Below are 12,604 nucleotides of genomic sequence, written 5' to 3' on the forward strand. Positions count from 1 at the left end.
TGTTCCCCCCCCCCCCCAACACCAGCTCGGAATTCGGCATGCAGCTGGACTCGATTGCCGACGTGATGAATTTCGGCTGCGCCCCCGCCATGCTGCTGTACTGTTATGGTTTTGTGCTGCTGGGGGCGGAGCACGCCACCCTGCTGCGCCTGGGCGGCATTGCCAGCTTCTTCTTCGTGGCCTGCGGGGCGCTGCGCCTGGCGCGCTTCAATGTCAACGTGGGCCGCACCGACCCGCGCTACTTCGTCGGCATGCCGATCACGGCCGGCGCGGCCTGCGTCGCTTCGGTGGTGGTGGCCTGGCCCGATCCGCCGTCCAGCACCGTACACGCCGGGCTGGTGGTAGCACTGTTGTTCGTGGTGGGCAGCCTGATGGTGTCCACCGTGCGCTTCCCCAGCTCCAAGCAAAAGAAAAGCTGGGCCGCCCTGGCGGTGCTGCTGGTGATGGCCGGTCTGCTGGCCTGGCTGCGCGAGGTGTTCTTCGTGCTGTTCTTCGCGGTCTACATTGCCGCCACCCTGGCCCTCAACCTGGCCTGGCGCGCCGGCTGGCGCGGCATCGCGCCGCCCATCGTGTACAGGGACGAGGACTAGCGTCCCGGCCTGGCCGCGCCGGGCCGTGCCCGGCGCCCTGGACTATGCGCCCGCACGGCAAGGAGCCGCGCCGGCGCCCTGCGCGTGACTGAACGGACCTCAGGCCACCTCGTGGCCGCGGGCGGCGCGCAGGATCTCGAACCACTGGCTGCGGCTCAGGCTGATGCTGGCGGCCTGCACCGCCTCGCGCACGGCCTCGATGCGGCCACTGCCGGTCAGCGGCGCCGGACGGCAGGGCAGCTGCATGATCCAGGCGAACACCACGCTGCCGAATGGCTGCTGCAGCTCGCCGGCGATGCGCTGGACCACGGCGCGCACGTGCACGGCGGCCTCGTCGTTGCTGCTGAACAGGCGGCCGCCGCCCAGCGGCGACCAGATCATGGGCGCCACGCCCAGGTCCTGCAGGCCGTCGAAGGTCTGGTCGAACATGGGCGCCGTGTACAGCGGCGAGAATTCCACCTGGTTGGTGGCCAGCGCGATGCGGCGGTTCAGGCTCTCGAACTGGTGGCGGCTGAAGTTGGACACGCCGAAATGCAGCACCTTGCCACTGGCGCGCAGGGCCTGGAAGGCGGCCGCGATCTCGTCGAAGTTCATCAGCGGATCGGGACGGTGTATCAGCAGCAGGTCCAGGTGGTCGGTGCCCAGCTGGCGCAGCGAATTCTCGGCCGAGGCGATGATGTGGCTGGCCGAGGTGTCGTAATGCTGGATGGCGTGCCCGGGCCGGGCCGGCGACACCAGCTTGATGCCGCACTTGCTGACCAGCTGCATGCGCTGGCGCAGCCCCGGCCGCAGGGCCAGCGCCTCGCCGAAGGCTGCCTCCACGCCGTAGCCGCCGTAGATGTCCGCATGGTCGAAGCTGGTCACGCCCAGCTCCAGGCACTGCTCGATGAAAGCCAGGCGCTGCTGCGGCGCCATGTTCCACTCGTTCAGGCGCCACATGCCGGCTACGATGCGCGACAGGACGGGGCCCCCGGCGCTGGTGGCGAGCGCGGGGCAGGGCGGCGTGGCGGTAGGTAGGCTCATGGCCTTACTTGAGCCACAAACGCACGGAGTCCCATGCGCGGCCGAAGATGGAAGCCTGGTCCACCGTCTCCAGCGCCACCACCGGCAGTTCCAGCAGCGGCTTGCCGTCCACCACCATCTGCAGGGTGCCGACGCGGCTGTTCTGGGCCAGCGGCGCGACCAGCGGGTCGTTACGCTTGAGCACGGGCTTCATCTTGCCGGCCACGCCCTTGGGCACGGTCACCAGCACGTCGTTGGGGAAGCCTATCTTCACGGTGCCGGACGAACCCTTCCAGATTTCCGGCGTCGCGATGGCCTGGCCCTTGGAGTACAGGCGCACCGTGTCGAAGTTCTGGAAGCCCCAGTTCAACAGCTTCTGGCTTTCCTGGGTGCGGGCCGAGTCCGAGGAGGTGCCCAGCACCACGGAAATCAGGCGGCGGTCCAGGGTGCCGTTGGGACGGTGGGCCGAGGCGATCATGCAATAGCCGGCCGCTTCGGTGTGGCCGGTCTTCATGCCGTCCACGGTCGGGTCCAGCCACAGCAGGCGGTTGCGGTTCTGCTGGGTGATCTTGTTGTAGGTGAAGCTCTTGACCGAGTCGATCTTGTAGAACTCGGGGAAGTCCTGGATCACGTGCCTGGCCAGCACCGACAGGTCCTGGGCGGTCGAATAGTTTTCCGGGCTGGGCAGGCCGTGCGGGTTGGCGAAATGGGTCTGGGTCAGGCCCATGCGCTGGGCCTCGCGGTTCATCAGCACCACGAAGGCGGATTCGTCGCCGGCCACGGCTTCGGCCAGGGCCACGGCCGCGTCATTGCCGGACTGGACCATCAAGCCGTACAGCAGGTCGTTGATGGAGACCGGGGTGGCCGGGTCGATGAACATCTTGGAGCTGCTGGAATCGACCTTCCAGGCCTTGGTCGAGACATTGACCATCTGCTTGAGGTCGATCTTCTTGTCGCGCAGGGCCTGGAAGGTGACGTAGGCCGTCATGACCTTGGTCAGCGAGGCCGGCTCGATGCGGGCGTTCGGGTCCTGGGAGGCGATGATCTGGCCGCTGGTGGCATCCAGCAGCAGCCAGGATTTTGCAGCAACGGTCGGAGGAGGCAGGGTTTGCGCGACGGCGGCGGACATCAACAACACACTGGTAGCCAGTGCCGCTATGAATTTTTTCATGAGACGTGTTCGGGGTGGTGAATAAAAATGCGGTTAATTATAGGGCGTCAGTCGGCGTCTGTGCCGTCCGGTTCGGCCGCCGCACCGCGCCACAGCTGGCTCACCCAGCTCTTGATGTGGCCCAGCTTGCGGTGGAAGAAGTGGTCGGCGCCGGGGATCACCAGCACCGGCACGTCCTGCGGACGGGCCCAGTCCAGCACATCCTTGAGCGGAATGGTCTCGTCGTTTTCGCCGTGGATCAGGATGGTATTGGGCTGGATGTCGGCCATTTCCCATTTGCCGGCGGCGGCGCCCACCAGCACCAGGCGCTCGGCCGGGGTGCCGGCCGCGATCAGGCGCTGCTGCAGCTGGGACTGCACGTAGGTGCCGAACGAAAAGCCGGACAGGGCCACCGGCAGGCCGGGGAATTGCTGCACCATGTGGGCGTGCAGCAGGCCCATGTCGTCGGTCTCGCCATGGCCGTGGTCGTGCACGCCTTCGGAGGCGCCGACGCCGCGGAAGTTCATGCGCGCCGTTACGTAGCCGAGGCCGACGAAGGTGCGGGCCAGGGTCACGGCCACCTTGTTGTCCATGGTGCCGCCGTATAGCGGATGCGGGTGCGCCACCAGGGCCACGCCGCGCGGCGCGCCTTCCGGATGGTCGAGGACGGCCTCGATCTGGCCGGCGCCGCCGGCCAGGGTGAATTTTTCGGAATTCTTGTTCATGTCGGTAGAGTCTCGGATGCGGATCAGATTTTCAGGCGGTCCACGACCTTGCCCTGCACCAGGTGGCTGTCGACGATTTCATCGATATCGTGGGTGTCCACGTAGGTGTACCACGTGCCTTCCGGGTAGACCACCAGCACCGGGCCTTCCTCGCAGCGGTCCAGGCAGCCGGCCTGGTTGATGCGGACCTTGCCGTGGCCATTCAGGTTGAGTTCCTTGCAGCGCTTCTTGGCATGCTTTTGCGCGATTTCCGCGCCGTGCGCGCCGCAGCTGTCGCGGCCGTCATCACGCTTGTTCATGCAGAAGAACACGTGGTGCTTGAAATAAGGGGTATCGCTCATGGCAGTCTCGGGTAGTCTGGCGTAGCCGCCATCATACTCGCCTTGGGCGCTCGCTGTCGCTGGCCGCCCGGTTCAATTGATGCGAGGGCAGCCACAGGAACCAGACCGCGAAGAAGGGCCACAGCAGGGCCAGGAACTGGGCCGCGCCATTGAAATTCAGGAATTTTCCTTGTACCCAGCTCTGCAGGGTGGCCACGAAATACGGGTTGGCCGGGGTGGTGTTGATGATGGCCAGGGCCAGCATCAGGGTCAGCGCGCCCAGCCGGCGCTGGGCCGCGTGCGGCGCGAAGCAGAGGCCCGCCAGCATGATGACGCCGATCAAAAAGCCGCCCTCGGCGCCCGGCGTGACCCAGACGAAGGCATTGTCGGGCGAGAACAGCAGGGCCGTGGCCAAGCCCTTGACCACGATGGCGGCGCCGATCAGGGCGCACAGCAGCAGGCCGCGCGGGGCCGGGCGGCGCAGCAGGCACAGCAGCGTGAGGCCGGCGCCCACCATGCCGCAAGCCGTCAAGATGGTTTCGGACAGCCAGTATTGTTCCACGGTCAGCACGGTATCGGGCCGTATCATGGCGCCCAGGTCGATTTCCGTGTCCAGCAGCTGGCCCAGCCAGTCGGACAGGATGGGCAGGATCTGGCCCAGGCCGAACAAAAAGCTTTGCGGATAGATCTGCGCCAGCGGCCACAGCGCCAGCAGCACCAGGCCCTGGCTGGCATGCGGCGCGAACCACAGCTCGCGCAGGTGGTTCAGGTGGTTGTGCTCGAGCAGCTTGCGGGCGGTGGCCACGCCGATCACGGCGCCCATGGCGCAGCCCGCGGCGTTGGTGTAGAAGTCCAGGTTGGACGAGACCCGGCTGGGCAAAAAGGTCTGCACCGCCTCCATGGTGCCGGACACCAGCAGGCCGGCCACGGTGGCGGCGGCGAAGGCGGCCAGGCGCTGCCAGCGCGGGTAGAGCGAATACACGATCAGGGTCCCGAACGGCACGTAGCCAACCACGTTGATGATGGCGTCGAACTTGGTCCAGTAGCGCGGCATCTGTGCGTGCTCCAGGAAGATGAACGGCGACAGGCCCTGGTTGTGCCAGCCCGAGAACGGGAACCAGCTGGCGTACACGATCAGCAGCAGATAGGCCAGCAGGGACGCGCGCGCCACCGGCGAGGCGCGCGGCCGAAGCGCGGGCTTGGCAGCGGCGGCTGGTGGCGCGCCGCCTGCGCTGGCGGTGGGTGCGGAAGGGACATTCGCCGTGGCGGCTGGCGCGGCCGGCGCAGCGCCCAGGCCAGGAGTTGGGGCGGCCCCGGCGGCAGCCGCGGCGTTCGCTATCGGCGCCGATGGGACGTTTGCCGCCGCAGCTGGCGCACCGGGCGCCGCGTCCGGGACGGGAACCGGCGCCCGCGCCGGCTGCGGCGTGGATTCGGGCGTGGCGCTGTCGGTCATCGCTGCAGCGGCAGGCTGCCCAGCCAGGCCAGCAGGTCGGCCGCGATCAGGTCGGTGGCGTCGGCCAGCGCGCGTGCGCCGCCGGCCGCGTCGGCGCTGGGGGCCGGGCTGCTGCGGGTGAAGGTTTTCTGGTCCACCAGCTTGCGGTTGTTGAACACCGAGGCGCGCAGCACGATCTGGCCGCTGCTGCTGGTGGCGCTGTCGAAGTTCTGGGCGAAGTCGTCCACCTCCATGCGCAGCAGGTTGCCGCTGGCGGCCGTGTCGCTGGAGGACAGCACCTTGATGCCGGATTGCGCGATGCGCGCCTTGATGCGCTGGGTCAGCAGCTGCAGCGGGGTGGCGCTCCACTCGTTGTAGGCGTAGGGGCGGGCCTGGCGGGCGTCGGCGTACAGCAGGCGGTAGTGCATCCTTTCGCTGTCCAGCGAGGCCGGGCCGCTGATGTCGGTCACCACGATGGCCGGCAGCGCCGGCGCCGGCGCGCTCACCACGCTGGCGCCGGAGGGCTGCAGCGGGCCGAAATCGTAATGGACGGTGGACGGGCCCTTGCCGCCGCTGGCGCAGCCGCCCAGCAGCAGGGCCAGCGCGCTGGCGGTGGAGACGAGGGCGGTGGTGCGGCGGAGTGACGTCATCGCGCTATCCTTATTTGGTCGGGGCCACGAAGCCTTCTTCGCCGGGGCCGGGCTGGATGCCGGGAGCGCCGAAGATCAGGCTTTGCGGACGGTCGTTAATCTTGTTCATGGTGTGGCGCAGGGCGCGCATCGAGGAGCGCGTCTCGTCGCTGAGCGAATTGACGTGCGGCAGGGTTTCCATTTCCACGTTGCTGACCACGCCCTCGACCGAGCTGCCGACCCGGTCCACGGTGGCCGTCACGCGCTCCAGCGGGCCGCCCGGCGCCTGCAGGCTGCCGGTCAGGCGCTTGACGTCGCCGGCCGCTGCCGATAGCGAGTCCAGCGTGGTCCCGGCCTTGTCGGCCAGGGCCGGCAGCTTGGCTATGGTGGGGCTCAATTGGTCCGGCAGCGCGCGCCAGGCCTGGGCGGTGGCGGCGATGTCGGTCACGGCGGCCGACAGGGCCTGGCGGTTGTCGTCGTTGAGCAGGTCGTTCACGCGCCGCGTGGCTTCCTCGGCCTGGGCCAGGATGCGCTTGCCGCGCTTGTCCAGTTCATCCAGGAAGCCGGGCCGCAGCGGGATCTGGGCCGCCTGGTATTCCGTGCTCACCAGGCGCGGCGAGCCAGGCTGCTCGTCGTCCAGCTGGATGTAGGCGATCCCGGTCACGCCCTGGTAGCCCAGGGTGGCGTAGGTGCTGCGGGTGATGGGCGCGTCCTTGTTGATGTTCAGGGTGATCAGGATCTGGCCGGTGATGACCGGGTTGAAGGTGATGCTGCCCACCTTGCCCACTTCCAGCCCGCGGTAGCGCACCGGCGCCTGCAGGTTCAGGCCCGGTATGGCCTGGTTGGTGGCGATCAGGTAGGGCACGCGCTCGGTGCGGTCGCGGTTGAACCACAGGCCGAACAGCACCGCCGCGATCAGCAGGGTAATCGTGAAAAAGCCTGTGGTGAGGGCATAGGATCGGTTTTCCATCAGTGCTCCGGTACGGGTTCGGCGTGGTTGGGTGTCGATGGGGCGGGGGCCTGGTCCAGCGCCTCCAGCGCGCGGCGGCCCCGGTCGCCCAGGAAGAATTCCTTGATGAAGGGATGGTCTATCTTCAGCAGGTCGCGCGTGGGCCCGACCGCGATCACGTGCTTTTCGGCCAGCACCGCGATGCGGGTCGACAGCGCAAACAAGGTGTCCAGGTCGTGCGTGACCATTACCACCGTCAGGCCCAGCTCGCGGTGCAGCGACTGTATCAGCGCCACGAAGCTTTCCGACAGGTCGGGGTCCAGGCCGGCCGTGGGCTCGTCCAGGAACAGCAGCTTGGGTTCCAGCGCCAGGGCGCGCGCCAGGGCCACGCGCTTGATCATGCCGCCGGACAGGTCGGACGGCATCTTCATCGCATGCTCGGGCCCCAGGCCCACCATGTTCATCTTCAGCAGCACCGCGTCCCTGATCAAAGCCTCGGGCAGCTTGCGCAGCTCGCGCATGGGCTGTGCGATGTTGTCGAACACGGTCAGCGCCGAATACAGGGCGCCCTGCTGGAACAGCATGCCCCAGTGGTTGCGCAGCTGCTGCAGCTGGCCCGACTTCACTTCGCTGATGTCCTCGCCGAAGATGCGCACGCAGCCGCGCGAGGGCCGCTCCAGGCCCAGCATCTGGCGCAGCAGGACGGTCTTGCCGGTGCCGGAGCCGCCCACGATGGACATGATCTCGCCGCGCTGTATGGACAGGTTGAGGTCCTGGTGCACCACGGTGCGGCCGAACTTGGTCCACAGCCCGGTGATCTCGACCACCGGCACGCTGCCGTCCAGGGTCAGCTGGCCGCTACCGTTGCCACCCGTGCCGCATGCGCTGCCGTTGACGTCCTGGTCGTCCATCAGTACCCCACGCCGTTGAAGATGATGGCGAAGACGGCGTCCGCCAGTATCACCACCGTGATGGCCGACACCACCGAGGTGGTGGTGCCGCGTCCCAGGCTTTCCGTGTTCGGCTTGATGCGTAGGCCGAAGTGGCAGGACACCAGCGCGATCAGGATGCCGAACACGCAGCCCTTGCCCAGGCCGATGATGTAGTTCGCCAGCGGCACCGCGTCCGGCAGCTTGAGGATGAAGTATTGCGGCGACAGGTTGAGCTGCACATTGGCTGCCATCATGCCGCCGATCAGGGCCATGGTGTCGGTCCAGATCACCAGCAGCGGCATGGAAATGGCCAGGGCCAGCACCTTGGGCATGATCAGGCGGAAGCCGTGCGAGATGCCCATCACCAGCATGGCGTCCAGCTCCTCGGTGACCCGCATCACGCCCAGCTGCGCCGTGATCGAGGAGCCCGAGCGGCCGGCCACCAGGATGGCTGCCAGCAGCGGCCCCAGTTCGCGGATCACGCTCATGCCCAGCAGGTTGACCAGGTAGACGTCGCCGCCGAAGTTGCGCAGCTGCTGGGCCGACAGGTAGGACAGCACCACGCCGATCAGGAAGCCCACCAGCGCCGTGATGCCCAGCGCCTGGAAGCCGGCATGGAAAATATTGGCCGAGATTTCCCGCCACGGCCCGCGCAGCGGCGCGCGCAGGAAACGCCACAGGTCCTGTATCACCAGCCCGACCAGGCTGACCAGCCCGAGTACGTGCTCGAAGAAGGTCAGCATGGCGAAGCCCAGCTTCATCACCAGGGTCAGGCGCTGGGCGCGCGGGCGCTGCAGCTCCAGCTTGCCGGTGGCTTCGAAGCGCTTGAAGAATTCCTCCTGCCCCGGGGCCAGCTGCAGCGACTCGGGACGCTGCCTGCCCCAGGCATTCCAGAATACCTGGGCGCCGATGTGGTCCATGCCGGCGATGGCGGACAGGTCCCAGTGCAGGTCGCGCCGCTTCTTGAGGGGCTTGAGCTGGGCCGTGATGGTCTTCATGGCCTTGCCCTGGGCTAGCGCGTGTACCTGCCAGGTGCCGCCGGCGGTGACGGCCGGTCCCGGCGCGGTGCCGGAACTGAGAGTGAGGGTAGGCTCTTGGACGGTAGGCATCCCGTCAGTGTAAGGGAGAATGGGCGTGACCGCCACCGCCGTTCGTCCAGGGTGACGGCCGGAGGTGAAGCTGCTCACATACCGCGTCAGGCCGCCAGGTGGCGCGCCTGGCGCGAGGGGGCGGCCGTCTCGGCGCGTGCGGCTGGCGCTGGCGTGCCGGCCGGCTTGATTCTGGAGCCGGACTCGTTCTTGCCGGCGTAGTCGCTGGCCAGCAGCTGGTCGGCGGCCTGCTTGTCCATGCCGCGCGCCTGCAGCCAGCGCGACACCATGGCCGCCAGCCGGTCCAGCGCGATGCGGTGGGTGGCGTCCGTGTTGGCATATAGCCAGTCGGAAAAGGCCATGAAATTGCCGAAGGCGTCCTCGCCCAGCAGCACCGGCAGCGTATTGCCGAAGCGGCCGGAATTGGCCACCAGGTCCCAGTAGCGCGCGAAGCGCACCAGGCGCTGCATGGTGGCGAAGCCGATATCCTTGTTGGCCAGGATGGTGTAGGGCGGGTAGGCGTCGTACACCATGCCGTAGTCCTGGGTGTGGCGGATGATGGGCGTGCCACGCAGCCGCTTGAGGATGCCGAACTGGATCTCGTGCGGTTGCAGGGCCCACAGCTTGTTGAAGCCGGCCGCGAAGCTTTCCACGGTCTCTCCGGGCAGGCCGGCGATCAGGTCCACGTGCATGTGGGCGTGCGAGGCGGTGGTCAGCCAGCGGATGTTGTCGGCGGCCTTCTGGTTGTCCTGGCGGCGGCTGACCAGGGTTTGCACTTCCGGATTGAAGCTCTGGATGCCGATCTCGAACTGCAGCGCGCCGGGCGGGAACTTGCTGATGCCCTCTTTCAGTGCATCCGGCAGGTGGTCCGGCACCAGCTCGAAGTGGGCGTACACCGGATCGTCCGGATTGGCCTCCAGCTTATCGAGGAAGAACTGCATGATCTTCAGGCTGGTCTTGACGTTCAGGTTGAAGGTGCGGTCGACGAACTTGAACAGGCGGGCGCCGCGCGCGTACAGCGCTTCCATCTCGGCCAGGAAGTCGTCCAGTGGGTACGGCCAGGCAGTCTTGTCCAGGGCGGACAGGCAGAATTCGCACTTGAACGGGCAGCCGCGCGAGGCTTCCACGTACAGGGTGCGGTTCTTGATGTCGTCGTCCGTGTACAGGGAGTAGGGCAGCTTGAGCTCGGCCAGCGGCGGCTGCACGCCGGCGTGGATTTTCATCAGCGGCTTGGGGCCGTTGAGGATTTCGCCGCACAGCTTGGGGAAGGTGACGTCGCCCCAGCCGGTGATCAGGTAGTCGGCCAGCTTGACGATCTCCTGCTCGCCCGGCTCGTGCGAGACCTCGGGGCCGCCCAGCACCACGGTGACGTGCGGCGCCACGCGCTTGAGCATGGCCACCACCCGGGTGCTTTCCTCCACGTTCCAGATATAGATGCCGAAACCGACGATGCGTGGCTGGTGCGCCAGGATGCGCTCGACGATTTCGGTGGTCTTGGCGCCGATCACGAACTCCTGCAAGCGGGTCTGCGCCTGCAGCTCGCCCATGTTCGCCAGCAGGTAGCGCAGGCCCAGCGAGGCGTGGGTGTAGCGGGCGTTGAGGGTGGTAAGCAGGATGGTCATGACGGCAAACTAGCGGGAAAAGCGCTATTTTACGCGTCCTTGAACAGCAGCTGGATGAAGTCCTCGGCGGTGGCCATCAGTTCCTCGGGCCCGTGGTAGATGCGCTCCATGACCACGTTCCCGCGTGTGAAGGTCAGCAGCAGGCGCGCACTCTGCGCGGGTGGCAGGCGCAAGCGCGGTGCGGCGTCGGGCTGCGCCAGGCGCGCTTCCAGCTCCCCGGCCAGGCCGGCCAACATGCCGCGCAGGGCGGCGCGCACGTCCTCGTCCATGGCGGTTTCGTCGGTGGCGATCTTGGTCGTCAGGCAGCCGCGCGTGGCGGAAGAGGGCGTGTCATCCAGTTGCATGACCGGCTCGCGCATGGAGGCGATCACATAGGCGAAGTAGGCGCGCAGGGCCTGGGCGGCGTCTGGCGCCTGCAGCAGTTCATGCACTTTTTCTATGTATAGCCTGTGGTAGCGCGCGTACGCCAGCAGGAAGATGGCGCGCTTGTCGCCATAGGCGTGATAGAGGGAGCCGCGCAGCACGCCCGTGGCATTGGCCAGGTCCTGCATCGAGGTCGCGGCATAGCCGCGCTGCCAGAACACGTGCATGGCGTGCTCCAGCGCCTGGTCTTCGTTGAATTGTTTTATGCCTGCCATGGAGACGATTATCTGCATGTTTGACATTGGTGTCAAGTTTGACTATGCTGTCAAACATGGTTCGGACCTCTTTGAAGGGATAGCAATGGACACCACCGAAACACCAGGCGCCACCGCGCGCGCCATCTTTGCCGGGCTGTGCGCCAGCCTGGTCGGCATCGGACTGGCGCGCTTCGCCTACACCCCGCTGATACCGCCCATGATAGAAGCGCACTGGTTTGCCGCCAGCGACGTGATCTTCCTGGGCGCGGCCAACCTGGTGGGATATCTGGTGGGCGCCCTGGGCGGGCGGCCGCTGGCGCGCCACTTCGGTGCGCGCCGCACCCTGCAGTTCATGATGCTGCTGGCGTCGGCGGCTTTCTTTGCCTGCGCCTTCCCGCTCTCGACCGGCTGGTTCTTTGGCTGGCGGCTGCTGTCCGGCGTCTCCGGCGGCATCATCATGGTGCTGGCCGCATCCACCATCCTGCCGCACGTGCCGGCCGAGCGGCGCGGCATGGCCAGCGGCGCCATCTTCCTGGGCGTGGGCTTGGGAATCGCGGCTTCCGGCACCATCGTGCCGCTGCTGCTGGACGTGGGCGTGCGCGCCACCTGGCTGGGCGTGGGCGTGCTGGCGCTGGTGCTCAGCATCGCCAGCTGGCCGTGCTGGCCGCACGCCATGCACACCCACCCGCCGGTGGGCGGACAGGCCGCCGGCGCCAGGGCCGCGGTGCGCCTGGATATGAACCTGCTGTATATGCAGTACGCCTTGATGGCGGTCGGGCTGGTGCCCATGATGATGTTCCTGGTCGATTATGTGGCGCGCGGCCTGGGCTGGGGCAGCCATACGGCGGCGCTGTTCTGGATCGTGTACGGCGTGGGCGCGACCATGGGACCGATGGTGTATGGCGCCATGTCGGACCGCATAGGCGCGGCGCCGGCCAACCGCGCGACCCTGTTCCTGCAGATTGCCGTCATTATCGTGATGATGTACTCGGCGAATCACGTGGCGCTGCTGGCGGCCACCCTGATTATCGGCTCCTTTCCGCCCGGGATAGTGCCGGTCACGCTGAACCGCGTGCAGCAGATACTGCATGAGGATGCGCACGCCCAGAATCTGGCGTGGAGCAAGGCGACCACCATGTTCGCGCTGTTCCAGGCGCTGGCCGGATATGGCTATTCTTATATATTTGCCCACAGTGGCGGCGATTACCATCTGCTGATGGCGATAGCCGCCGGCGCCCTGGCGGTGGCGCTGGCGGCGGACGGCTTACGGAAAGTCCTTGCCAGACCGGCTGTGGCTTTGCTATAGTTACGTCCCTCGCAAACAGCAACACGTTAGCGAGAAAAATGAGGGGTTGACGAGTTATACGAAACACGACATAATCTCGCTTCTCTGCTGAACGAACACAACGCTTCGTCAGCGATGCAGGACCAAGAAGTTCTTTAACAATTTACAGTCGATAAGTGTGGGCGTTTGATGAAGTGCACGCGCAGTCTACGGATGGCGCGAAACTTAAAAAATCAAATGTTCACAAAAAGTATTGAAGT

13 protein-coding genes are annotated in these 12,604 nt (G+C 66.7%); 2 read left to right on the forward strand and 11 right to left on the reverse strand.

Going from position 1 to position 12,604, the window contains the following annotated elements; genetic code table 11:
- On the forward strand, positions 1-590 hold a 590-nt coding region (locus ACLB1G_RS27420; protein ID WP_491630448.1), incomplete at its 5' end, for a CDP-alcohol phosphatidyltransferase family protein.
- 99 nt (positions 591-689) lie between these two features.
- On the opposite strand, the gene ACLB1G_RS27425 is transcribed toward ACLB1G_RS27420, so the two are convergent.
- The 11 genes from ACLB1G_RS27425 to ACLB1G_RS27475 form a co-directional block, all read right to left on the reverse strand.
- A complete protein-coding gene (locus ACLB1G_RS27425) occupies positions 690-1,613 on the reverse strand; it encodes an aldo/keto reductase (protein ID WP_491630449.1) in 924 nt (307 codons plus the stop codon).
- A gap of 4 nt (positions 1,614-1,617) precedes the next feature.
- Positions 1,618-2,763 carry a D-alanyl-D-alanine carboxypeptidase family protein gene (locus ACLB1G_RS27430; RefSeq protein ID WP_491630450.1) on the reverse strand — a complete coding sequence of 382 codons (1,146 nt, stop codon included), beginning with the start codon at positions 2,761-2,763 and terminating at the stop codon, positions 1,618-1,620.
- A 47-nt stretch (positions 2,764-2,810) separates the two neighbouring features.
- Positions 2,811-3,467, reverse strand: a complete 657-nt coding sequence (locus ACLB1G_RS27435) for an alpha/beta hydrolase (RefSeq protein WP_491630451.1) — start codon at positions 3,465-3,467, stop codon at positions 2,811-2,813.
- 23 nt (positions 3,468-3,490) lie between these two features.
- On the reverse strand, positions 3,491-3,808 hold the full coding sequence (locus tag ACLB1G_RS27440) for a (2Fe-2S) ferredoxin domain-containing protein (protein WP_491630452.1): 318 nt from the start codon (positions 3,806-3,808) through the stop codon (positions 3,491-3,493).
- Positions 3,809-3,839: 31 nt separating this feature from the next.
- Entirely contained in the window at positions 3,840-5,240 is a 1,401-nt protein-coding gene (locus ACLB1G_RS27445; RefSeq protein WP_491630453.1) for a VanZ family protein, read from the reverse strand.
- The gene (locus ACLB1G_RS27450; RefSeq protein ID WP_491630454.1) at positions 5,237-5,869 is read right to left on the reverse strand and encodes an ABC-type transport auxiliary lipoprotein family protein; all 633 of its coding nucleotides are present in this window, start codon (positions 5,867-5,869) and stop codon (positions 5,237-5,239) included. The genes ACLB1G_RS27445 and ACLB1G_RS27450 overlap by 4 nt, the downstream gene beginning before the upstream one ends.
- Positions 5,870-5,879: 10 nt before the next feature.
- Complete coding sequence (locus tag ACLB1G_RS27455; protein ID WP_491630455.1) at positions 5,880-6,818, reverse strand: MlaD family protein; 939 nt, start codon at positions 6,816-6,818, stop codon at positions 5,880-5,882.
- Entirely contained in the window at positions 6,818-7,708 is an 891-nt protein-coding gene (locus ACLB1G_RS27460) for an ABC transporter ATP-binding protein (RefSeq protein WP_491630456.1), read from the reverse strand. Before ACLB1G_RS27460 ends, ACLB1G_RS27455 begins: the two co-directional genes overlap by 1 nt.
- Positions 7,708-8,838, reverse strand: a complete 1,131-nt coding sequence (locus ACLB1G_RS27465; protein WP_491630457.1) for an MlaE family ABC transporter permease — start codon at positions 8,836-8,838, stop codon at positions 7,708-7,710. The genes ACLB1G_RS27460 and ACLB1G_RS27465 overlap by 1 nt, the downstream gene beginning before the upstream one ends.
- Positions 8,839-8,924: 86 nt before the next feature.
- Positions 8,925-10,439 (reverse strand): B12-binding domain-containing radical SAM protein, encoded by a 1,515-nt coding sequence (locus ACLB1G_RS27470; RefSeq protein WP_491630458.1) that lies wholly within the window; start codon positions 10,437-10,439, stop codon positions 8,925-8,927.
- A gap of 29 nt (positions 10,440-10,468) precedes the next feature.
- On the reverse strand, positions 10,469-11,077 hold the full coding sequence (locus ACLB1G_RS27475; RefSeq protein WP_491630459.1) for a TetR/AcrR family transcriptional regulator: 609 nt from the start codon (positions 11,075-11,077) through the stop codon (positions 10,469-10,471).
- Positions 11,078-11,162: 85 nt separating this feature from the next.
- Between ACLB1G_RS27475 and ACLB1G_RS27480 the strand changes: the two genes are divergently transcribed.
- Positions 11,163-12,365, forward strand: coding sequence for a YbfB/YjiJ family MFS transporter (locus ACLB1G_RS27480; RefSeq protein WP_491630460.1), 1,203 nt, complete (start codon positions 11,163-11,165; stop codon positions 12,363-12,365).
- Positions 12,366-12,604: the final 239 nt, after the last annotated feature.

The organism is Duganella kummerowiae, from assembly GCF_053572355.1.

What these genes read in the sequence shown, in the direction of transcription:
- ACLB1G_RS27425 (WP_491630449.1), bottom strand. Translation starts at nt 1,613, where the DNA reads ATGAGCCTACCTACCGCCACGCCGCCCTGCCCCGCGCTCGCCACCAGC.
- ACLB1G_RS27430 (WP_491630450.1), bottom strand. Translation starts at nt 2,763, where the DNA reads ATGAAAAAATTCATAGCGGCACTGGCTACCAGTGTGTTGTTGATGTCC.
- ACLB1G_RS27435 (WP_491630451.1), bottom strand. Translation starts at nt 3,467, where the DNA reads ATGAACAAGAATTCCGAAAAATTCACCCTGGCCGGCGGCGCCGGCCAG.
- ACLB1G_RS27440 (WP_491630452.1), bottom strand. Translation starts at nt 3,808, where the DNA reads ATGAGCGATACCCCTTATTTCAAGCACCACGTGTTCTTCTGCATGAAC.
- ACLB1G_RS27445 (WP_491630453.1), bottom strand. Translation starts at nt 5,240, where the DNA reads ATGACCGACAGCGCCACGCCCGAATCCACGCCGCAGCCGGCGCGGGCG.
- ACLB1G_RS27450 (WP_491630454.1), bottom strand. Translation starts at nt 5,869, where the DNA reads ATGACGTCACTCCGCCGCACCACCGCCCTCGTCTCCACCGCCAGCGCG.
- ACLB1G_RS27455 (WP_491630455.1), bottom strand. Translation starts at nt 6,818, where the DNA reads ATGGAAAACCGATCCTATGCCCTCACCACAGGCTTTTTCACGATTACC.
- ACLB1G_RS27460 (WP_491630456.1), bottom strand. Translation starts at nt 7,708, where the DNA reads ATGGACGACCAGGACGTCAACGGCAGCGCATGCGGCACGGGTGGCAAC.
- ACLB1G_RS27465 (WP_491630457.1), bottom strand. Translation starts at nt 8,838, where the DNA reads ATGCCTACCGTCCAAGAGCCTACCCTCACTCTCAGTTCCGGCACCGCG.
- ACLB1G_RS27470 (WP_491630458.1), bottom strand. Translation starts at nt 10,439, where the DNA reads ATGACCATCCTGCTTACCACCCTCAACGCCCGCTACACCCACGCCTCG.
- ACLB1G_RS27475 (WP_491630459.1), bottom strand. Translation starts at nt 11,077, where the DNA reads ATGGCAGGCATAAAACAATTCAACGAAGACCAGGCGCTGGAGCACGCC.
- ACLB1G_RS27480 (WP_491630460.1), top strand. Translation starts at nt 11,163, where the DNA reads ATGGACACCACCGAAACACCAGGCGCCACCGCGCGCGCCATCTTTGCC.